Annotated in this window: 24 protein-coding genes and 2 pseudogenes; 16 read left to right on the top strand and 10 right to left on the bottom strand. The window is 37.1% G+C overall.

The features are described from left to right. Window positions 1-258: 258 nt before the first annotated feature. On the bottom strand, window positions 259-1,248 hold the full coding sequence (locus AC5XHR_RS13040; RefSeq protein WP_495951226.1) for a cbb3-type cytochrome c oxidase subunit II: 990 nt from the start codon (window positions 1,246-1,248) through the stop codon (window positions 259-261). Next, window positions 1,248-2,981, bottom strand: a complete 1,734-nt coding sequence (locus AC5XHR_RS13035) for a cbb3-type cytochrome c oxidase subunit I (protein WP_495951225.1) — start codon at window positions 2,979-2,981, stop codon at window positions 1,248-1,250. The genes AC5XHR_RS13040 and AC5XHR_RS13035 overlap by 1 nt, the downstream gene beginning before the upstream one ends. 132 nt (window positions 2,982-3,113) lie before the next feature. Between AC5XHR_RS13035 and AC5XHR_RS13030 the strand changes: the two genes are divergently transcribed. Together AC5XHR_RS13030 and AC5XHR_RS13025 are read left to right on the top strand one after the other, a co-directional pair. Next, entirely contained in the window at window positions 3,114-3,608 is a 495-nt protein-coding gene (locus tag AC5XHR_RS13030) for a nuclear transport factor 2 family protein (RefSeq protein ID WP_495951224.1), read from the top strand. Window positions 3,609-3,679: 71 nt separating this feature from the next. Then, the gene (locus AC5XHR_RS13025) at window positions 3,680-4,066 is read left to right on the top strand and encodes a VOC family protein (RefSeq protein ID WP_495951223.1); all 387 of its coding nucleotides are present in this window, start codon (window positions 3,680-3,682) and stop codon (window positions 4,064-4,066) included. Window positions 4,067-4,096: 30 nt separating this feature from the next. Here AC5XHR_RS13025 and AC5XHR_RS13020 read toward each other — a convergent pair whose 3' ends face one another. After that, window positions 4,097-4,957 (bottom strand): SDR family oxidoreductase, encoded by an 861-nt coding sequence (locus tag AC5XHR_RS13020; protein ID WP_495951222.1) that lies wholly within the window; start codon window positions 4,955-4,957, stop codon window positions 4,097-4,099. A gap of 186 nt (window positions 4,958-5,143) precedes the next feature. Between AC5XHR_RS13020 and AC5XHR_RS13015 the strand changes: the two genes are divergently transcribed. From AC5XHR_RS13015 to AC5XHR_RS12985, 7 genes and pseudogenes are all read left to right on the top strand, one after another. Further along, window positions 5,144-5,740: a Crp/Fnr family transcriptional regulator gene (locus AC5XHR_RS13015; RefSeq protein WP_495951221.1), complete on the top strand. Its 597-nt coding sequence runs from the start codon at window positions 5,144-5,146 to the stop codon at window positions 5,738-5,740. 140 nt (window positions 5,741-5,880) lie between these two features. Further along, window positions 5,881-6,381, top strand: a complete 501-nt coding sequence (locus AC5XHR_RS13010) for a hypothetical protein (protein WP_495951220.1) — start codon at window positions 5,881-5,883, stop codon at window positions 6,379-6,381. Between the two features lie 78 nt (window positions 6,382-6,459). Beyond that, window positions 6,460-6,585, top strand: a complete 126-nt coding sequence (locus AC5XHR_RS13005) for a hypothetical protein (RefSeq protein WP_495951219.1) — start codon at window positions 6,460-6,462, stop codon at window positions 6,583-6,585. A gap of 71 nt (window positions 6,586-6,656) precedes the next feature. Then, window positions 6,657-6,737 (top strand): annotated as a pseudogene (locus tag AC5XHR_RS13000) (ferritin-like domain-containing protein); the annotation flags it as partial. A gap of 59 nt (window positions 6,738-6,796) precedes the next feature. Then, window positions 6,797-7,009, top strand: a complete 213-nt coding sequence (locus tag AC5XHR_RS12995; RefSeq protein WP_495951218.1) for a DUF892 family protein — start codon at window positions 6,797-6,799, stop codon at window positions 7,007-7,009. A gap of 229 nt (window positions 7,010-7,238) precedes the next feature. Next, complete coding sequence (locus AC5XHR_RS12990; RefSeq protein ID WP_495951217.1) at window positions 7,239-7,505, top strand: hypothetical protein; 267 nt, start codon at window positions 7,239-7,241, stop codon at window positions 7,503-7,505. 63 nt (window positions 7,506-7,568) lie between these two features. Further along, complete coding sequence (locus AC5XHR_RS12985) at window positions 7,569-7,739, top strand: lmo0937 family membrane protein (protein ID WP_495951216.1); 171 nt, start codon at window positions 7,569-7,571, stop codon at window positions 7,737-7,739. Window positions 7,740-7,760: 21 nt separating this feature from the next. Here the strand turns inward: AC5XHR_RS12985 and AC5XHR_RS12980 are convergent, their stop codons facing one another. The 6 genes and pseudogenes from AC5XHR_RS12980 to AC5XHR_RS12955 all read right to left on the bottom strand — a co-directional run bounded on the left by AC5XHR_RS12980 (window position 7,761) and on the right by AC5XHR_RS12955 (window position 11,480). Next, window positions 7,761-7,913: a hypothetical protein gene (locus tag AC5XHR_RS12980; RefSeq protein WP_495951257.1), complete on the bottom strand. Its 153-nt coding sequence runs from the start codon at window positions 7,911-7,913 to the stop codon at window positions 7,761-7,763. Beyond that, window positions 7,871-8,866 (bottom strand): annotated as a pseudogene (locus AC5XHR_RS12975) (NAD(P)/FAD-dependent oxidoreductase). Before AC5XHR_RS12975 ends, AC5XHR_RS12980 begins: the two are co-directional and overlap by 43 nt. 346 nt (window positions 8,867-9,212) lie before the next feature. Continuing rightward, window positions 9,213-9,488: a hypothetical protein gene (locus tag AC5XHR_RS12970; RefSeq protein WP_495951215.1), complete on the bottom strand. Its 276-nt coding sequence runs from the start codon at window positions 9,486-9,488 to the stop codon at window positions 9,213-9,215. 232 nt (window positions 9,489-9,720) lie between these two features. Then, complete coding sequence (locus tag AC5XHR_RS12965) at window positions 9,721-9,969, bottom strand: GlsB/YeaQ/YmgE family stress response membrane protein (protein WP_495951214.1); 249 nt, start codon at window positions 9,967-9,969, stop codon at window positions 9,721-9,723. 195 nt (window positions 9,970-10,164) lie between these two features. Beyond that, complete coding sequence (locus tag AC5XHR_RS12960; RefSeq protein WP_495951213.1) at window positions 10,165-10,950, bottom strand: TIGR03915 family putative DNA repair protein; 786 nt, start codon at window positions 10,948-10,950, stop codon at window positions 10,165-10,167. Then, window positions 10,932-11,480, bottom strand: a complete 549-nt coding sequence (locus AC5XHR_RS12955) for a lipocalin family protein (protein WP_495951212.1) — start codon at window positions 11,478-11,480, stop codon at window positions 10,932-10,934. Before AC5XHR_RS12955 ends, AC5XHR_RS12960 begins: the two co-directional genes overlap by 19 nt. Window positions 11,481-11,620: 140 nt before the next feature. Between AC5XHR_RS12955 and AC5XHR_RS12950 the strand changes: the two genes are divergently transcribed. After that, window positions 11,621-11,797, top strand: coding sequence for a phosphatidate cytidylyltransferase (locus AC5XHR_RS12950; RefSeq protein ID WP_495951211.1), 177 nt, complete (start codon window positions 11,621-11,623; stop codon window positions 11,795-11,797). Between the two features lie 62 nt (window positions 11,798-11,859). On the opposite strand, the gene AC5XHR_RS12945 is transcribed toward AC5XHR_RS12950, so the two are convergent. Further along, window positions 11,860-13,116: a putative DNA modification/repair radical SAM protein gene (locus AC5XHR_RS12945; RefSeq protein ID WP_495951210.1), complete on the bottom strand. Its 1,257-nt coding sequence runs from the start codon at window positions 13,114-13,116 to the stop codon at window positions 11,860-11,862. A gap of 311 nt (window positions 13,117-13,427) precedes the next feature. Between AC5XHR_RS12945 and AC5XHR_RS12940 the strand changes: the two genes are divergently transcribed. The 6 genes from AC5XHR_RS12940 to AC5XHR_RS12915 all read left to right on the top strand — a co-directional run bounded on the left by AC5XHR_RS12940 (window position 13,428) and on the right by AC5XHR_RS12915 (window position 18,849). Continuing rightward, window positions 13,428-15,551 (top strand): catalase, encoded by a 2,124-nt coding sequence (locus AC5XHR_RS12940; RefSeq protein WP_495951209.1) that lies wholly within the window; start codon window positions 13,428-13,430, stop codon window positions 15,549-15,551. A gap of 40 nt (window positions 15,552-15,591) precedes the next feature. Beyond that, window positions 15,592-15,819 (top strand): hypothetical protein, encoded by a 228-nt coding sequence (locus AC5XHR_RS12935; protein WP_495951208.1) that lies wholly within the window; start codon window positions 15,592-15,594, stop codon window positions 15,817-15,819. Window positions 15,820-15,841: 22 nt separating this feature from the next. Next, complete coding sequence (locus AC5XHR_RS12930) at window positions 15,842-16,357, top strand: pyridoxamine 5'-phosphate oxidase family protein (RefSeq protein ID WP_495951207.1); 516 nt, start codon at window positions 15,842-15,844, stop codon at window positions 16,355-16,357. 141 nt (window positions 16,358-16,498) lie between these two features. Then, window positions 16,499-16,747, top strand: coding sequence for a GlsB/YeaQ/YmgE family stress response membrane protein (locus AC5XHR_RS12925; RefSeq protein ID WP_495951206.1), 249 nt, complete (start codon window positions 16,499-16,501; stop codon window positions 16,745-16,747). A gap of 91 nt (window positions 16,748-16,838) precedes the next feature. Continuing rightward, on the top strand, window positions 16,839-17,834 hold the full coding sequence (locus AC5XHR_RS12920) for an SDR family NAD(P)-dependent oxidoreductase (protein ID WP_495951205.1): 996 nt from the start codon (window positions 16,839-16,841) through the stop codon (window positions 17,832-17,834). Between the two features lies 1 nt (window position 17,835). After that, window positions 17,836-18,849 carry a ligase-associated DNA damage response exonuclease gene (locus AC5XHR_RS12915; protein WP_495951204.1) on the top strand — a complete coding sequence of 338 codons (1,014 nt, stop codon included), beginning with the start codon at window positions 17,836-17,838 and terminating at the stop codon, window positions 18,847-18,849. The last annotated feature ends 176 nt before the right edge of the window (window positions 18,850-19,025 follow it).

The following is a 19,025-nucleotide window of genomic DNA, read 5'->3' as shown; positions in this document are numbered from 1 at the left end:
TAATCTATAATGCGATTTTTAATATGGCTTCCCTTATTTTCGCCTGGTTTAATTAAATATATCACCGAATAAATCAGTGTATATACTGTAATTAATGCAATACTACTCACGATCACCCAATCCCAATTGGATTGGGGACCAGCACCATGCGTGAAATTTTGAGTTAGCTTCGGTTGTTACAATTTGCAGGCATCGCATGCCCAATAAGCTTGAGTGATAAGCACGAATACAAGTATTATTATTTTTGAAGTTTTCATATTACTTTATTTTATCCATGATGGTTTGTACTTCTTCTTTGGTCACTTTTAGAGCGTTGTTGCCCCAGCTTGCACGCTCATGATTCATAATGGCGGAGATCTCTTCCGCTGTTAGTTTGGCGGTTGTCCCTACAGGAGGCATCTCGCCGTACGCAGGAGCTAAGCCGTTATAGCCTTTTACGATGATGGTGACATAGAGTTCGATATTTGTTCCGAGGACAACGGCGTCACCTTTCAATGGAGGGAAAGCGCCAGGGACCCCTTCACCATTTGCTTGATGGCAAGCCGAACAATGCGTCATGAATAAAGCCTCGCCATCAGGAAGATTGGCAGCAGTTGTACCTGGTGTTTTTTTGTCTTCTTTCTTGTATAAAAATTCTTGTGGCACCATTGATTTTGGAAGCTCCGCCTGTTTTAAGGAAAGTAAATACGCTACTAGATCTTTGGCGTCTTGGGAGGCTGTAATTTTTTTATATCTGTTCTGAAACGCAGGGAGAATTTTAACTTCCACATCGTTGGGATCTAGTTGTTCCTTGTATAAAAACAACCATTGGTAGGACGGCATAATCGATTTTGGCACTACCGCTCTAGGATTGTATAGATGCGCATAATGCCAATCTAAACTCGGTTGACGTTCGCCAATTGCTGTGAGATCTGGACCTGTACGTTCCGTTCCCATTAAAGTTGCCGTATTTTGGAAAAGATTTATTCTTTTATTTCTCGCATAGTCAGCGGCGATACTTGGTCTGGAGCCAAAAACTTGATCCATATCTACATTACGGACTTGCTGGGTGTGACAAGCCACGCAGCCTTCGCGGATGAAAATTGCTTTTCCTCTTTGTTCTTGTTCGGTTAAAACTTTGGATGTTGAAATTGGTTGATACACCCGCTGGTTTTTAAGTGCAGGTAGAAGGCATACCAATATTGTCAATCCCAAGAAAAATGCGATGGATGCTGAGAATAGTTGTTTATGATTGTTGTAGAAATCCATTAGTTTGCACTTTTATTCGATTCGATGAGGTCGAGTATTTGCTGTGGCGACTCGGGTAAAACCAGTTCATTTCTAGGTTTCAACATTCGGAAAAAGTTGAATGCGAAAACAAGGTGAGATAACCACATCATGGTACCGCCGATCGCGCGCCATAACCAATAAGGCATCATGTGTGCCACTGCATCGATAAAGGGTTTTTTGTCCATCCACATCAATCCTTTTTCTGTAGCCCCAATCATTAAGGAAACCGTATATACTAATAAGCCAATTAAGGCTACCCAAAAATGAATTCCAACACTAAGACTAGGCGGCTCGAAGGTGGTTAATCTCGGAATTAAAGTGTATGTAAATGACCACAACATAAACGTGATGATGCCGTACATGGTTAAATGGGAGTGTGCTACCGTAAAATCGGTGAAATGCCACATTAAATTGGTTGCTGGAAAGGCTTCCGCCGTCCCTTGCATGGATGCCTTAAAATAAAAAATAGTAGATACGAAATAGAATGGCAGCACGTAACTTAGTTTTAAACGATGCCATGACCCTTTAATCGTTAGAAAGAAATTCATTGACCCTGCGAGGACGGGGATGATCATTCCCATACTTGCGATAATTGCTACGGTTTGCAACCACCACGGAATCGCAGAGAAAATGAAATGATGGGTTCCAATTAAAGTATAGAATAAAATTTGAGTCCAAAAGGCTAGAATTCCCAAGCTGTACGAATAAATCGGGCTGTTGAGTTCTTGCGGAAGGAAATAATACATGAGGCCTAAGTTTAAAAACATGAACCACATGCCAACGCCTTGATGCATCCAATAGCCTTGCACGATGGTTTCGCCCAATCCGTTTTGCCAAAAGGGAAGGTATGCTACCACTATAATTGTAATCACAAACATTAGTGCCGAAATGATGTACCAATTGGAAATGTAGATTTCTTCCGTTTTGCGTGCTGCAACGGTTTTAAAATGATTGTATAAAGTGATGACGATTCCGATTGCAAAGAGCAGCATGACAGGCCAAATATATTCCCGATATTCGCCACCACCATTATTGATACCAGCCATTAATAGGATGCTCCCAAGAATTACCGCAGTATTCATTAAAATCAAGGTGTAATAACCTAGTTTGACATTAAAAATCGTGGTGTTCCCAACCCGAGGAACCACGAAATAGGAAAAGCCCACCATTGCTATAGAAGCCCAACCCCAGAATACAATGTTGGTATGTACAGGGCGCAATCTTCCGAAACTCAACCAACTCACATGATCGGTATCGGGAGCCACGAATTTGATACCCAAATACATTCCTACTGTTGTACCCAGTATAAGCCAAACTATGGAGCAGGCGATATACCAGATGATGAGTTTTTTTTCTGCTTCGGGAATGTGAATAATGCTTTTTTCCTGACGTTTGGTTTGTAAGAAACGGATGTCTTTTACTTCCTCACTTTCATTGATAAGTCCACGTTCGTCGGCAACATCCCTATTGGTTGCCAATTCTTTACCTGAAAGTTTAAACTCAAGTTCTTTTTTTCTTTTTACTAAAGCTTGGATTTCTTCGGGGCTTAGGTTTTTAATTTTTTCCTGAATTCGTTGAAGTTCATGTCTGGTTTTTATTCTGGAAATTATCCCATTCACTTTAAGCAACATTAGGATTAAAGCAAAAATAAAAGGAATGGTGATTAAAACTAAGGTAATCTGAAAACCTGGACTGTTACTGAGAGCTTCCATAGTATCTACTTATGAATTCAAAGTTACTTCATTGAAAATCACGTATTTTATGATTGAACGCATAAAATTGTAGCATCGGAATCATGTAGCTTTGGACGTATAACTCTAAATAGTCCATTTGTGAAATCCAGAATGAAATTTTCCTTACTCGTTGGTGTTATGGTATTGATTGCAATTGTTCTTGCTTGCAATCAGTCCAAGGAAAATCCGATGGGCGATACTCCTGTTATGCCGACTGTAGATTCGAATACGAAGCAATTGGAAGCCAATAAGACATTGGTACTGGAATTTTATCAGCAAATGTTTGGTGATAAAGATGTTACTGCCGTAGATCGTTATATTGGGACAAACTTTCTTCAGCATAATCCAAGTGTTGCTGATGGTCCTGAAGTCTTTAAGGAGACTGCAAAAAAATCGTTTGAAGGGCAGCCCAAAACCAAGATTGATGTGCAGCATATCGCAGCAGAGAATGATTTGGTGATTATACACCTCAAAAATAAAAAGTCGGATGGTACATTGACATCCACCATAGATATTTTTAGAATTGCTGATGGCAAGATTGTAGAACATTGGGATGCTCATCAAGATGTTCCGAAAGTGTCTGCTAATGCCCATCCGATGTTTTGACATTCATTTAGCATTGTAGGAAGTTCCTTGTTTGGGCTTCCTATTTTTTTATTTTAAACGGTATTTGTCCTATGAAAGATTTTAAAATTTGGGCTAATTACAAGGTGGGGGATATTCTTAAGACCAAAGGATTTTACGAATTTCTCGGAATACCATTGCATGCCTTTTTACCCGAAATGAAGCTGGTCAGTTTTCGATTTGGTGAAGCTGGGTTTATCATTAATTTTTTTGAGAACAATTCGCAAATCGATCCGTATTTACCTTCTGGTTATGGTGCTATTTGTGAGATTATCATGAGTATTTCTGCAACTTCAAGACAAGAAGTGTATGAATGGTTTGCCCGAGTACAAGCCGCAGGAGGCATTCTTGAATCTGCGCCGTTTGAAGACGAGCAAGGTTATTTTGGCTTTGTATTTAGCGATTTGGATGAGCATCGCTTTAATATTCTGTTGATGTAATGTTTATTAGCCTCACTTCCCAAGTTGTGATTAGCCGTTAATAATCTCCCCGCCGTTCGGATGGATTACTTGTCCCGAGATGTAGCGTGCGTCATCAGAAGCCAAAAATAAAAATGTTGGAGCCACTTCGTTGGGCATGCCTGCACGTTTCATTGGTGTGTCGCTTCCAAATTCGGAAACCCGTTTCGGTGTGAAGGAAGAAGCGATTAATGGTGTCCAAATAGGGCCAGGAGCCACGGCGTTTACACGGATTTTTTTGTCGATTAAGTTGGTGGCTAAACTTCTTGTAAATGCGACAATAGCCCCTTTGGATGCGGCGTAGTCTATTAATTTTGGGCTACCGCGGTAGGCAGTTACCGAGGCGGTATTAATGATGTTAGCGTTTTTAGGCATGAATGGAAGAGCGTATTTGGTGACCCAAAAACAAGAGTAGACGTTGTTTTCAAAAGTACGGGTAAGTTGATCGGTGGATATTTTTTCTAAAGAATCCGTTTCCCAATGCAAAGCTGCATTATTAATGAGGATATCTATTGTTTGATATTTTTTCGTCATAGCGGCTACGGCTTTTCTGCATTGATTTTCTTTAGACAAATCTGCTTTTAGAATATGGCATTGGACTCCATAGGCTTGTACTTCTTTTTTGGTTTGTTTCGCTTCGGATGTTTCCGAAAGGTAGATGAGGAAAAGATGCGCACCTTCTTGGGCAAATAGTAAGGCTACTGCTTTTCCGATGCCGCTGTCACCTCCTGTAATAAGCACCTTTTTTCCCGATAGTTTTCCTTTTTTGGAATATGAAATAGGGTCGGTATCCGGTATTGGAAGCATATTTTTTTCTAGTCCTGGACGGCGCTGGTGTTGAAGTGGACGATTTTTTTTACTTGAATTTTTCATCTGTTCTTTTTAGAGATTGCTGCAAAAATTAAGCAAAACGCCTCTATCTTTGAAAAATTAACACTGATAATTAAAATTTAATAAAAGATTATTGTTTTATAATAGAGTATGGTTGATAATTTGCAGGAACTTATATTGAACATGAGGATGCATTGATTCGGATATGCACCGTCTAATATCAAGAAGATGGTTATTCAAGAAAACTTACTTATTCAGTATGGTGCAGAGATTTTATATTATCATGCTTCAGACTTTATATTTACTGAGGAAAAGAAGGCTATGAACTATTATCAGATCCTTCGTGGTCGAGTGAAGTTAAATAATTATAATGAGGATGGTACCGAATTTATTCACAATATTTTAGGTGAGGGACAATGCATCGGGGAGTGGTTGTTGTTTAATGAACATGCGTATCCTATGAATGCTATAGCGATGAAGGAAACTTCGGTTTTTAGTTTACCAAGAGAACAATTTTGGAAGTTGGTATTGGCTCATCCTGAAATCTCCAAGATTCTTTTAACTTGTCTATCGGAAAAAATGTACTTTAAATTTGTGATGAGTCATAACAACACGAATAAAAACCCAATTTGTAAGATATGGTTTTTTATCAACTATCTTAGAAGCTATCAATTCACTTCCCACCCTTTGACATACGAAGTTCATTTAACACGGCAACAAATTGCAAATTATACAGGCTTAACAGTGGAAACCGTAATCCGTAGCATCAAGCAATTGGAACGTGATGGCAAGCTTAAGATAAAAAATGGCAAAATTTTTATTTGAATTATGACTTGAGTCATAAATAATTGATTTGGAAGGTCTTTACCTTTGGTTTGTACTAAAAAGCTATTCTGGAATAGGTTAAGTTTACAAGCAAATTGAAAATCAATTTGAGCTATTCGTAACCTTAAAATACAATCACAATGAACACCAGACACCCTTATAACAGAAACTACACAAAAAGTAGAACCCATACCGATGATACATACCAAATGGGATATAACAACGGCTATATCGATGGATCAAGTGCAGGCTATGATGAAGATTATGACGAAGACTACGACTACGACTATGACTATGACAATCGATACAACGATAATTATAATCCCAACGAGGATTACGATTACGAAAATGAGTATAGAGGAAATCATTACGGAAACTACGGTTCAGGAAACCGCATGAATCAGCCGCGAGATGAACATGGCCGCTATGTATCTACAGAGCGATCAATTTGTGGAAGTCAAAAATCGTATGGTACGACCCGAGACAAATCTGAAAAGCAAAATTCTGGTACATCTAAACGAGGCTCCGCCGCCATGAGTAAGGCGGTGCGAACTCGAATTGCTCGTATGGGTGGGCAAGCGTCTCATGGAAGCGTTAGATCAGATTTGGTGGAAGGAGAAGTTCCTAAGTATACATCGTAAGGCTGCTTTCTGAGATTCTTTTCTATTCTTATTTGGAAAGTGGCCTTTTTTCAACCATTCATTAAATCGTGATTTATTATGGCCAGATCACAAAGAGATGTACAAAATACGACTTTGGAAAATGCGCTTCCAAGTCAAACGAAAAATACAGCGCCTTTACGCAGATTTTTTATTGCCGCGATTAAAGATATTAATATGCCTTAACAGAAGCGCCGCTTCGATTTGATAAAGCGGCTACCACCGAAGAACTTCAGGATGCTTTTGAAAATGATCAATTTGAATCTCAAAAACACCTCCGCCGTTTGGATAAGGTTTTTCAGCTGTTTGGTGAGAAGCCTTCTAAAGAAACCTGTTAAGGGATTGATGGGATTTTAAAAGAAGGAGATGAAATCATCCAATCTACCCAGAAGGATCCATGACCCGAGATGCAGCCTTAATTATTGCGGCCCAAAAAGCAGAACATTATGAAATTGCCGCCTATGGAGGTTTGGTGCAGTTGGCGTTAACGATGGGCGAGCGCAAAGCGGCTATTATGTTAGAGCAAACCCTTCAGGTGGAGGAAGAAACGAATGAGAATCTAACCAGAATTGCCGAACGTGCTATCGAATTTGATGCAGAGCAAGAGTAAAATTTTTTAGAAAACATTCATAGCGACTTTATTACAACAATCAAATGTCTTCATTAACTCGAAATCTGCACTTGATTTGGATAGTCAACTTTCGTGTTGGCTACCTTTTTTTGTTATAAATCAATGGTTTATGATTTCAATCATAAGGGGGATGGTTGGTTCTTTACTACCTTAGAAGTATAAAATGAAGAAAAAGAGTTTCTCCATAGTAATCTTAAAATTTAGTATTATGAACAATCAAAATCCAAAATCACAACGACCTCAGTGGACTACCGAAAATCTTGAAGATCGTGTTAAAGATTATCGCGCTGAGTTGAAGAAAAAAAATCAAATGCCAACGGAGCAAGGCTGGTTTGACCGAGTGAAAGACAATGTTACTGATACTTGGGAAGATACCAAAGATGCTGCAAGTGAGGCTTGGCAAAAAACGAAAAATTGGGCAGACGATACTTGGGAAAGTGCTACAAATGAACGAGAGGATAATCCTAATTATTAAATTCAATTTAAGAGGAGAAGTCCTAGTGGTTTCTCCTTTTTATCAATATAAAAATATACTATCATGAGAAATTTATTATGGACGATCGCTGTTATTTGTATTGTAATTTGGCTTCTCGGAATTTTAGGTGTTGTACCGGGTATGAGTACTGGCTACCTAATTCATATTTTGCTTGTTATTGCCGTAATTGTCGTTTTGTTCAACATTATTTCGGGACGTAAACCGATAGATTAATTTCGTGATTACAGAAATTTTCTATCTTCCAAACGCGAAATATTTGTCGAGAGGGTGTTTTTTCTTTTGCAACCAATACGACAACATTTCTATGCCTGTAACCGAAAATGTAATACCATTACCCCCAAAACCTAATACAAAGTAAGAATTTTTGAAGTCTTTATGTTCACCAATATAAGGTAAACCATCTTTGGTTGAACCAAATGTTCCTGCCCAACCATAACTTCACGAAACTCGAAAGAAGGGAAATTACGTTCAAATTTTTTAATAAGAATCTTTGATTTTTTGGTGATTAATGCCCTCTCGGGATTGTAAAACTCCTCATCCTCACCACCAATAAGCATCCGATGATCGTCGGAGTTGCGCATGTAAAGGTAAGGTTCGGCTGTATTCCAAAGGAGTACATCTTTGTAGGCATTCGCCAGTTTTTCATCCACTTCGGAAACAATGGCAAAGGTGCTCAGCAAATCCACGAACTTTTCTTTAATGAGATTGGTACTTTCATACCCAACCCAATACACTATTTTATCCCCTGTAATTATTGCTCCAGAAGCAAGCGAAACAAGATTTTTTCCTTTATAATTTTTAACCGATTTCATTTCGGTTTTATCGTATACTTGTAGGCCTTTTTTAACGTTGAAAGTTAAAAATGCGTGCGCCAACTGAAAAGTATGCACACTGGCTCCCTGATCGGAAAGGATTCCGCTATAGGAAGTTGGGATTTTAAACTTGGTTTCAATTTACTGCGCTTCTAACCATTTAACCCCAAAACCTGCTTCTTTCCTCGCTTCACATTCCTTTTGCAACCAAGAAACGTCTTTTTTAAACGAGGCAAAATACAGGGATTGCTTCTTTCGAAAACCAGCTTTTGATTTTATTTGAATGTCAATTTTTTCAAGTGTGTCAATGGCAGCGGAACAGGCTATATAACATGATTCTAGTCCCTTTTTGCCAATCATTTCTGATAATTTGTACAATGGAACATCAATCTCATACTGCAGCATGGAGGTGGTTGCGGAAGAACTTCCGTGCGCAATTTCCCGTTTGTCGATCAATATGGTATTTTTGCCATCCGCAATGCATTGATGGGCTATGAGGCTTCCTGTAATGCCACCACCAATGATCAATACTTCTCATTCTTTATCTTTGCAAAGAAGGGCAGGATTTGTTGATTCCGTTTTTTATCATCCAGAAAGGTTCATTCTGAGATCTATGGGGTGTGATTTTAAACATTTTAGATGAAATAAGATCTTTCTAAATTTATTAAAAATTTTGGGAATGCGGGATAATTGATAAGGGATAATGAATAATTGATAATGAATAATTGATAAGGGATAATGAATAATTGATAATGGATAATATTTAATGTTTAGTAAGAGTTTAAGGGAATAGAAGGAGCTTTTAATTTCCACGAAATACAAAAAAAGTTCCAGATTGCTGGAACTTCAATGTATTGATGGTAAACTGATATTTTTAATTGGTGCTTTTTCTGATTTCTGCTTTGACATCTTCAGCAGCATCTTTTGTATTTTCCCAAGCATCTTCCGTCCAATTTTTAGTTTTCTCCCAAGCTTCGGAAGCTGCGTCTTTTGTGTCTTCCCACGCATCTGAAACATTATTTTTAACTCTATCTAACCAACCTTGTTCTGTAAATGGTTGGTTGCTTTCTTTAGCTTCATTACGATATTCTTTAAGACGGTTTTCGTAGTTTTCTACATTCCAGTTTGTTGGTTCATTTGCCTTGTTCATATTTTCTATTTTTATTTGGTTTTGGAGTAGTTTTTTACTCACTCTCTTCCATAAAAGTAGATACTTTAAATCTTGCACCAAATTAAAAAACGTTAAAAAAATGCCAAAATGGAAATTATATAAGGTTTTTGCCTTTTCGTATATGCGCCTTTTTTTCAACTAATTCTTATTACGATATATCAAAAAGAGGCTGTTTTTTGACAGCCTCTTTATTATTTTATCATAGTTTAATTTATTTTGCTACTCCTCTATAGATAGCTAAGCAAAGCACAGCTCCTCCAATTGCGACTAAGAAGCTTGATAAATTGAAACCTGTGACGTCAACGCCAAATATCATTGATCCTAACCAGCCTCCAACAACAGCTCCAATGACCCCTATTAAAATAGTTACTACCCATCCTCCTGGGTCTGAACCAGGGTGAATCGCTTTAGCAATAGCGCCAGCAATTAGTCCGAAAATAATCCATGTAAGAATTCCCATAATTATGTATTTTAAATTTATTGTTGCAGTTCTAATATGGTGCCAGACAATAAAAACTGCTATATCATCGTATATTAAAGTAAATACATTCGAAAATTCTATAAATGGTACGTTGTAAATGATGAATTAGTAAATGTATTATCAGGTAAAGGTTAACGATTATAAACTAATTGTGGATGGGTACATTGTTATCCATTACTGTTTCTCCACCAAATATTTCCAATACCGTCTTGGAACATGTTGCAGGTGGAGTTTCATGTTTTTTCGGGCTTCAATATTGGTGCTTTTGAAATATTGCTGCCACAAGGTTTGGTATTTTTCTTCCGTTTCATCAAAGCTTATGAAATCTTCTGATTTTGTTAATGCATTTTGCTGATGTGGTGTTAAGTATACTTCAGAAAGCATTTGCTGATCATATAAAACGCCATATTTTCGTTTTACATCGTATATCAACCATGCTTGGTCAGCATAGCGTTTTCTGAAAAACTCTGTTATCAACGGCAAAACATTAAAATCGGGCTCTATGATTGCGTGAAACATGCCGTCGTTGGTTTTTTGAAATCGAATAAATGCTTTCATGCGATGGCGTTCCCGATCGACGCTGGTTAGTGTTTTATGAAAAAGCAAAACTTGTGCATCAGCATAATTATCCAAAATTTCTTTGTTACCCAAAAATAGATTTTGAAGGATATATATCAACGCCTTCCACACCTCAGGTTTTTCTGACAAGAAGACTTTAAAAATATCCGTTTTTTGTTTTGGAGAACATACTTTGTTTAAACCTTTTAGAACCCGTTGCGCTTTTTCTCGATCTGTAACAATATCAAAAACTTCCTCAAAAAGTGGCGCAAAAAATTCATCTTTTACCACTAAACTCACTTCGAAATGTTTGCGTTCGAAACTTTCAAATACAGCGGTTAAAAATCCTTGGTAACTTCCATCAAAACAATAAATCATTTCTTTTAGTCTTGCTGCGTCCACACCAATTTCGACGTGTCGTAGCCATGCTTTTGGGCAAATTCGATGTACTTCTGTTTGGTCGCTTCAGGAATTGATTTTGTTCGGGAAAGCATCCAGATATAGTCTGTGCTTTCACCAAAAACAAGAGCGGTTTGGTAATCGGGTTCCATCATGACAACGTTATATTCCGAATAAAATGGACCAAAAAACGAAACTTTTAAAGCCGCTTCTTTTTCAGAACCTGCAAATTTCGCTTTTCCTGTGGCTTCTTCCCATTTGTTTTTTACAAAGTTGAAGCCTTTATTGACGACTTTAATCTTGCCATCGTCGCGTTTGGAATAATTTGCGGTCACGTTTTTAAGATCCTTTTCAAATTTAAAATCGAAACGAGCCACTTCATACCATGTTCCTAGATACTTGTCGCCATCAAAATTTTGAATCACTTCCACGTTATTACTCATGGCTTTCTTTCCAGAACAAGCCAACAATCCAGCAAGTACACCTATGCCAGCTACGGCAAAAAGCACATTTTTTAAATTGTTATTTTTCATTTAATTTTTATTAAGACACAACAATTTTCCCGCCAAAATTTAGTCCATTTAATTCACAATTTTTTAAATCTATAATTTACCCACTCCCATTAATGGCAAACTTCTTGAATACTTACCTCCAAATTATAAATCAATTTACTATGAAAAAATTAACACTGGGATTCTTTTCCATTTTATCTATTTCTTTATTGACGAGTTGCGAAGCTGTAAACACTATTTTTAAGGCAGGAATGTGGTGGGCATTTATCCTGATTTTTGGCGGCGTCGCCCTCATCATTTGGTTAATTTCAAAATTTATGGGTGGAAATAAGAAATAAAATTTTTCCACAACTATTTTAATAAAAGGATGAATTTATCTTCATCCTTTTTTTGATTAATACTAAAACAAACTCAGCTGATTACTGGGTACTGTCGATTTATATTTGCTTTTGGAAGTGGAAGTTATAAGTGATTTTAATTTCAAAGGTGCTAATTCGCCCAGACGTATTGTAGTATCGGCGCACGTCATAAAATACTGCGCTCTGTTAAAACTTATTCCCATTTTCTTGACTTGATATTCGTGTAATTTTCCAAATTTTCTGCTTTGCACAATCTTCATCGCCGACTTTCTACCCACACCAGGAATTCTTATTATTTCTTGGAAACTCGCCTTATTAACATCCACTGGGAAAAAATGTGGATTTCTCAGTGCCCAACTCAGTTTAGGATCAATATCCATATCCAAATTGGTGAATGTAGGATTGAGAATTTCATCTAATTTAAAATCATAAAAACGCAACAGCCAATCTGTTTGATACAGTCTGTTTTCGCGAATTAATGGCGGTTGCGAGCCAATTTGAGGCAGCAATGCATTTTCGTTATTTATAGGAATATACCCACTGTAATACACTCTTTTTAATTTGTAATTTTGATAAAACTCGTTGGCAACGCTCATAATTTCGAAATCGTTTTCTGGCGTTGCTCCAATCACCATTTGCGTACTTTGACCTGCTGGAACAAATAAGGGTTTTGACTTGATAAGTTTGGACTCCGATTTCAATTCCTGAATTTGATTTTGAACGAAAGCCAGAGGTTTTCTCACGCTGTCGTGATCTTTTTCGGGCGCTACCATTTTTAGGCCTTTTTCTGTGGGCATTTCCAGATTAATACTCATTCTATCAACGTATAAACCCGCTTCTTTAATCAATTCTTCGCTGGCTCCAGGAATGGTTTTCAGATGAATGTAGCCGTTGTAACGCTCTTCGGTACGGAGTTTTTTAACAATACGCATCAAGCGCTCCATGGTAAAATCGGCATTTTTGAAAATTCCAGAACTCAAAAACAAACCTTCAATATAGTTTCGACGATAAAAATTCATGGTTAATTCTACCACTTCATCCACCGTAAACGCAGCTCGCTTTACATCGTTACTTTTTCGGCTTACACAAAATGAGCAATCGTAAATACAATGATTAGTGAGCAAGATTTTCAGTAAAGAAACGCACCTTCCATCTTCCGTATAAGTATGGCAAATCCCTGACGAAGAAGCATCGCCAATTCCACCCGTATTTTTCCTTTTACTACCGCTAGAACTGCAACTTACATCATACTTCGCAGCATCAGCCAAGATCATTAATTTTTCCTGAATTCTATCCATTGCATCAAATCTAATTTTTAAAAATATAAAATTTATATCAAGTTCAAAAATAATTTTTGATACAAATTATATCAAAAATTATTACAAAACATTTTAAAAATTTGTAAATAAATTTTATATTTATTTGTAAGAATGTTACCAAAATATATTTTTATTTAAAAAATTATCAATTTTTATGGCACTCCTTTTGTTCTATAAATAATTGTATATTTATACAGTATTTGTAAAAAACTTAAAATAAATCCTAAATTTTTCTATTGTTTATTTTGTTTTGCAATAAATATCTTACACTAAAATCAAAAAATAATTTCATGAAAAAAAACAAGCAATCCGATGCAAAGATCGAACAGATGAATCAATCTACAGTTGATAATTCTAATCAAAAATTGACAACCAATGATGGTGTCCCGATTTATGATAACAACAACACTTTGAAAGTTGGAGATCGCGGCCCTTCTCTTCAGCAAGATCACATTTATTTTGACAAGTTAGCGCATTTTGACCGCGAAAGAATTCCGGAGCGTGTCGTACATGCCCGAGGTAGCGGTGCGCACGGCATTTTAGAAATCCATGACGATATTTCTGAATATACGTGTGCTAAATTTTTGCAGAAAGGAACCACAACGCCGCTGTTTACACGTTTTTCTACGGTGGCAGGCTTTAAAGGTTCGACTGATTTGGCGAGAGATGTGCGTGGTTTTTCGGTTAAATTTTATACAGAAGACGGTAATTATGATTTGGTAGGCAATAATATTCCTGTTTTTTTTATTCAGGATGCGATGAATTTTCCAGATTTAATTCATTCTGTAAAGCCTGAACCCGATAAAGAATATCCGCAAGCCGCTTCGGCACACGATACCTTTTGGGATTTTATTTCCTTAATGCCCGAATCTGCACACATGATAATGTGGGCGATGTCTGATAGAGCCATTCCACGAAGTCTACGAATGATGGAGGGTTTTGGGGTTCATACCTTCAAATTAGTGAATAAAGAAGGGAAAGCAACCTTTGTAAAATTCCATTGGAAACCAAAATTAGGGGTACACTCTGTAGCTTGGAACGAAGCTCAAAAGTTGTCTGGGTTCAATTCCGATTTTCACCGTCAAGATTTATATGAAGCTATTGAGGCGGGCAATTATCCACAATGGGACTTGGGCGTACAGTTGATTCCAGAGGAGGATGAGTTTAAATATTCTTTTGATATTTTGGATGCTACCAAATTGGTTCCGGAAGAATTGGTTCCTGTAAAAATTATTGGAACAATGACCCTAAACCGTAATCCCGACAATTTCTTCGCCGAAACAGAACAAGTGGCTTTTGACCCTGGAAGAATTATTCCTGGGATTGATTTAAGCGACGATCCTTTGTTACAAGGTAGAGTTTTCTCGTATATGGATACCCAAAATTATAGATTAGGCGGCGCTAATTTTCATGAAATTCCGATTAATAGATCTATAAATCAAAAACATAATAACCAAAAAGACGGAACGGGTAGAATTGATATTTTGAAAGGTGGCGTTAGCTATTTCCCCAACAGTAAATCATCTGGATGCCCATATCATGCTATGTTGAAAGGAGAAGAAGGTTTCCAATCGCATGAGCAAAAAGTTGATGGTAAAAAAGTGCGTGCGCGCTCCGATTCGTTTGCTGATCATTTTAGTCAAGCCACATTGTTTTTCAATTCACAAAGCGAACCAGAGAAACAACATATCATTAATGCTTTAAGTTTTGAATTAAGCAAAGTAAATGATCCTAAAATCAGGGAACGTCAGGTTGCTATTTTACATCAAATTGACGCCGATTTAGCTAAAAAAGTGGGTAATAATCTCAATATCACTCCTCCTAAAGAATTGGATGAATTGACTTTAAAATTTGCCAGACAAAACCATCCGAACTACCCATTAAAAGTTAAAAAGAATGAAGTGAAATCTTCCGAAGCGCTTAGCATGAAGGTAAAAACAGGGGAAGGAACAATTAAAACCAGAAAAGTTGCCTTTTTGGTGGATAATGGCGTTTCCAAAGCGAGTGTTGATGAGCTTAAAAAAGCTTTAGAAAAAGAAGGAGCAGAAGCCGTTTTAATTTCATCCAAGGTGGGTCCACTCACGTATCAAGAAGGCGGAACCGATAATATTGAACACACTTATCTTACCGATCCATCAGTTTGTTATGACGCTGTGTTTACGCCAGGAGGCAAATCGGTAGAAGCACTGAAGAAGAATGCAGATTATTATGAATTTATCAACGATGCATATAGACATTGTAAAGTATTAGCTTTTGCGAAAGAAGCGGAAAGCTTATTGGATAAGTCTTTTGTGGAGGTTGATAAAGGGGTTAAACTGGAAAGTAGAGAATCCAATTGGACAGAATCTTTTATTAAAACAATGAAACTGCATCGTATTTGGGAGCGTGAAGAACAAAGAAAAGTTCCATCTTAATATAAGCAAATCACTAATCTAAATCAAAAAAAGACACAAAATGATTTTACAACTAAGCCCAACGATACTTGTTGATACCCCTTTGGGACGTGGTCACACCATATTTATTATTGATTATGGCATGCACCAAAACTCCTGCTGGGTGGTCACCATGGAAAAAGACGGAATTGTAAAACATTTTGATAGTAACGATGTTATTGTGTGCACCAATTTTACTTTTCATATTAATGAAGAAAGAAATTGCTTCCCACACGATACTACCACATAATAACAATTAAAATTACCAAATTATGGGAAATGCACAATCACCACACGAAAATTTGAGCGGGAATGCCGCAATCGAAAAAATTAAAGCTATATCAGAAACTGCTAGAACCTGCTTTTTCACCACCAATATTGGCGGTAATACCACGAGCAGACCAATGGCTCTTCAAGAAGTGGATGAGGCGGGAAATCTCTGGTTTTTGAGCGATGTTCGTTCACTAAAAAATGACGAAATTGAAGCCAATCCGAATGTAGAATTGTATTTTATGAATAATTCTAAATACGAATATATCTTTATTAAAGGAAAAGCAAGTGCGTCACAAGACAAAAGCTTAATCGAAAAATATTGGTCCAATTTTGCTAATGCTTGGTTCGATGGCAAAGATGACCCCAATATCAGTGTCATAAAAGTTTCGCCTAACGATGGATATTATTACGAAACCAAAGACAATAAATTTATTGCTATGTCGAAAATGCTGTTTGCGGCAGTTAACGGAAGTCCAGTAGAAGACGGAGGAATAGAAGGTGAACTGAAAGTTTAAGAAGGATTTATTTTCCTTTACAATGCAACTCTTAAAAAAAAAACTAGCAAATAAAAAAGCAACAACATAGTATTTATGGCATTGCATTTGTAACCTTTTTTTTAATTATAACAATTTACAAATATTAAAAAATTACACATTATGGGAATTTTAACATGGATTATTTTCGGACTTATCGCTGGAGCAATTGCAAAAGCTATACACCCAGGTAACGACCCTGGAGGATGGCTTATTACAATTATTATTGGGATTGTAGGTTCAGTAGTTGGAGGTTGGTTAGGATCAATGATCTTCGGAGTAGATGTTACGGGCTTCAATATTTCAAGCTTTCTAGTAGCCATTGGAGGTGCTGTCCTTTGTTTAGCAATTTACCGAATGGTTGCTAAATAAATTGAAATTTTTTCTACAAATATTTAACAATTAAAAAGTATAAAGTCTCGGAATTCTGAGACTTTTTGTTTAACATTAAAATTATATAATTATGGAAACTACAGATACAAGTTTAATTACAAAAACAGCGGTTATTACAGGTGCTTCAAGTGGTGTTGGCTTAGCGACGGCGCAATTGTTTGCAGAAAACGGCTATCAATTGGTTTTAGCAGCAAGAGGAAAAGATGGCTTGGAGAAAGCAGTTGCCGAGTGTAATGCTTTAGGTGGAAAAGCTGTATACAAAACTACCGATGTTTCGAACGCCAATGAGGTGAAAGATTTGGTAGAATTTACATTGAAAGAATATGGTAGAATCGACGTTTGGGTGAACAATGCAGGCGTTATGGCGAGTGGAAAATTCGAGGAAATCCCAATGGACATTAACGAGCAGGTTATCAAGACTAATTTAATGGGTTATATGCATGGCGCTTATTATGTTTTGCCAGTTTTTAAAGAACAAAATCAAGGCGTTTTAATTAATAATGTATCTATTGGAGGCTATATGCCTGCTCCGTTCAGTTCGGTATATTCAGCAACAAAAACAGGTATTAAAGGCATGATGAGTGGTTTGCAGAGCGAATACAGCGTCTATCCAGAAATTCATATCTGCAATATTTATCCGCAAGTGCAACAATCCACTGGGAATATGCATTCGGCAAAATTTTCGGGTTTAGATTTTAAGATTCCTCCATTTGCTGCAGATCCGAGAGATACCGCTCAAGTAATTTACAATTTGGTGGGCAAACCTAAAAACGACACCTTTCCCGACGCTACCTCTTTTATGTTAAAGCTTGCTCATGGTGCTTTTCCAGAAACTTTTACCAATTTGGCAACAGGTGCGTTAAGGCTAATGATGAAATTAAAAAAAGGAAAAGATGATGAAGGTAATGTATTAGAACCTTCCGACAATCCACACCGAGTGTATGGTGAATCTGCACTTCCAAAACCGTCTAAAACAACAAAAACAATCTTGGGAACCGCACTTGCCATTGGCGCAGGATTTTTAGTTGCCAAACATTTGAAAAACAATTCAAAAAAACTCGATTAGGTTGAAGCTGCTAAAATTCACATCCAAAGGTATCTATTGTGTTCCAGGGAAATTTTATATCGATCCTTGGCGACCTGTGGATTTAGCAGTCATCACGCATGGTCACGCTGATCATGCACGAAGTGGCATGAAGAAATATCTGTGTCATCATTTTACAAAACCTATTTTGTATTCACGAATTGGTCGAAATATAGAATGTGAAAGTGTAGCTTACGGTGAAGTGATAAATATTAACGGCGTAAAAGTTTCACTTCATCCGGCAGGACATATTATTGGTTCTGCGCAGATTAGGATGGAATACAAAGGCTATGTCTCCGTAATTTCTGGCGATTATAAAATTCAAGATGATGGACTATCCACACCTTTTGAAGCCGTAAAATGCAACGAATTCGTCACCGAAAGTACTTTCGGACTTCCCATTTACAATTGGCTTTCTGTTGAAGAGCAAGAAAATCAAATGAAAAATTGGGTTGAGCAAAACCGTAGAAATGGTAAAACTTCTGTTTTCATCGGTTATTCATTAGGAAAATCTCAAAGAATCATGAAAGCTTTGGAAGGTTTGGGTGAGCTAAATGTTCATTATTCCATTGCGAAACTCAATGAAGCTTATGAAAGTGTGGGTGTAAAACTTCCAGATTACACCACCATTGATTTACGTGACGATAAAAAACATTTGGATGGAAAAATAATTCTGCTACCACCCGCATTGGTGGACAATCCAGCGATAAAGAAAATCCCGAATATGGCGTATGCTATTTGTTCGGGTTGGATGCAAATTCGTGGTGCTCGAAGATGGCGCAGTGCAGATGCAGGTTTTGCGATTAGCGATCATGCAGATTGGCAAGGCTTATTAACAGCCATTAAAGCGACCGAAGCCGAAAAAGTCTACGTAACCCACGGTCAAACGGCTGTTTTCTCGAAATATTTGAATGAAATAGGTATCTATTCCGAAGAAGTAAAAACCGAATACGGTGATGATGAAGAAAAAACTGAAGCTGAAGAAGTGCTTAGGTAAAATATAGTAAAGAAAATTCTTTATTATTTTTTTAACGCAATGTGACACAAAGATTTTTACAATGTATTTTTTTAAAGTTATACAAAGTCGTTTCACTTAATTTTGAAATACAAATTTGAAAAAACAATTTTAATCTTACTGTAATAAATGAAGTAGCTTAGTTTATCTTAATTTCA

This window comes from Kaistella sp. CFF1-2 (assembly GCF_059509915.1).
This window is presented reverse-complemented; position numbering and strand designations above follow the sequence as displayed.

What these genes read in the sequence shown, in the direction of transcription:
- AC5XHR_RS13020 (WP_495951222.1), bottom strand. Translation starts at nt 4,957, where the DNA reads ATGAAAAATTCAAGTAAAAAAAATCGTCCACTTCAACACCAGCGCCGT.
- AC5XHR_RS12995 (WP_495951218.1), top strand. Translation starts at nt 6,797, where the DNA reads ATGACCCGAGATGCAGCCTTAATTATTGCGGCCCAAAAAGCAGAACAT.
- AC5XHR_RS13015 (WP_495951221.1), top strand. Translation starts at nt 5,144, where the DNA reads ATGGTTATTCAAGAAAACTTACTTATTCAGTATGGTGCAGAGATTTTA.
- AC5XHR_RS13030 (WP_495951224.1), top strand. Translation starts at nt 3,114, where the DNA reads ATGAAATTTTCCTTACTCGTTGGTGTTATGGTATTGATTGCAATTGTT.
- AC5XHR_RS12940 (WP_495951209.1), top strand. Translation starts at nt 13,428, where the DNA reads ATGAAAAAAAACAAGCAATCCGATGCAAAGATCGAACAGATGAATCAA.
- AC5XHR_RS12945 (WP_495951210.1), bottom strand. Translation starts at nt 13,116, where the DNA reads ATGGATAGAATTCAGGAAAAATTAATGATCTTGGCTGATGCTGCGAAG.
- AC5XHR_RS12935 (WP_495951208.1), top strand. Translation starts at nt 15,592, where the DNA reads ATGATTTTACAACTAAGCCCAACGATACTTGTTGATACCCCTTTGGGA.
- AC5XHR_RS12920 (WP_495951205.1), top strand. Translation starts at nt 16,839, where the DNA reads ATGGAAACTACAGATACAAGTTTAATTACAAAAACAGCGGTTATTACA.
- AC5XHR_RS13025 (WP_495951223.1), top strand. Translation starts at nt 3,680, where the DNA reads ATGAAAGATTTTAAAATTTGGGCTAATTACAAGGTGGGGGATATTCTT.
- AC5XHR_RS12985 (WP_495951216.1), top strand. Translation starts at nt 7,569, where the DNA reads ATGAGAAATTTATTATGGACGATCGCTGTTATTTGTATTGTAATTTGG.
- AC5XHR_RS12930 (WP_495951207.1), top strand. Translation starts at nt 15,842, where the DNA reads ATGGGAAATGCACAATCACCACACGAAAATTTGAGCGGGAATGCCGCA.
- AC5XHR_RS13010 (WP_495951220.1), top strand. Translation starts at nt 5,881, where the DNA reads ATGAACACCAGACACCCTTATAACAGAAACTACACAAAAAGTAGAACC.
- AC5XHR_RS12925 (WP_495951206.1), top strand. Translation starts at nt 16,499, where the DNA reads ATGGGAATTTTAACATGGATTATTTTCGGACTTATCGCTGGAGCAATT.
- AC5XHR_RS13005 (WP_495951219.1), top strand. Translation starts at nt 6,460, where the DNA reads ATGGCCAGATCACAAAGAGATGTACAAAATACGACTTTGGAAAATGCG.
- AC5XHR_RS13035 (WP_495951225.1), bottom strand. Translation starts at nt 2,981, where the DNA reads ATGGAAGCTCTCAGTAACAGTCCAGGTTTTCAGATTACCTTAGTTTTA.
- AC5XHR_RS12965 (WP_495951214.1), bottom strand. Translation starts at nt 9,969, where the DNA reads ATGGGAATTCTTACATGGATTATTTTCGGACTAATTGCTGGCGCTATT.
- AC5XHR_RS12955 (WP_495951212.1), bottom strand. Translation starts at nt 11,480, where the DNA reads ATGAAAAATAACAATTTAAAAAATGTGCTTTTTGCCGTAGCTGGCATA.
- AC5XHR_RS13040 (WP_495951226.1), bottom strand. Translation starts at nt 1,248, where the DNA reads ATGGATTTCTACAACAATCATAAACAACTATTCTCAGCATCCATCGCA.
- AC5XHR_RS12950 (WP_495951211.1), top strand. Translation starts at nt 11,621, where the DNA reads ATGAAAAAATTAACACTGGGATTCTTTTCCATTTTATCTATTTCTTTA.
- AC5XHR_RS12970 (WP_495951215.1), bottom strand. Translation starts at nt 9,488, where the DNA reads ATGAACAAGGCAAATGAACCAACAAACTGGAATGTAGAAAACTACGAA.
- AC5XHR_RS12990 (WP_495951217.1), top strand. Translation starts at nt 7,239, where the DNA reads ATGAACAATCAAAATCCAAAATCACAACGACCTCAGTGGACTACCGAA.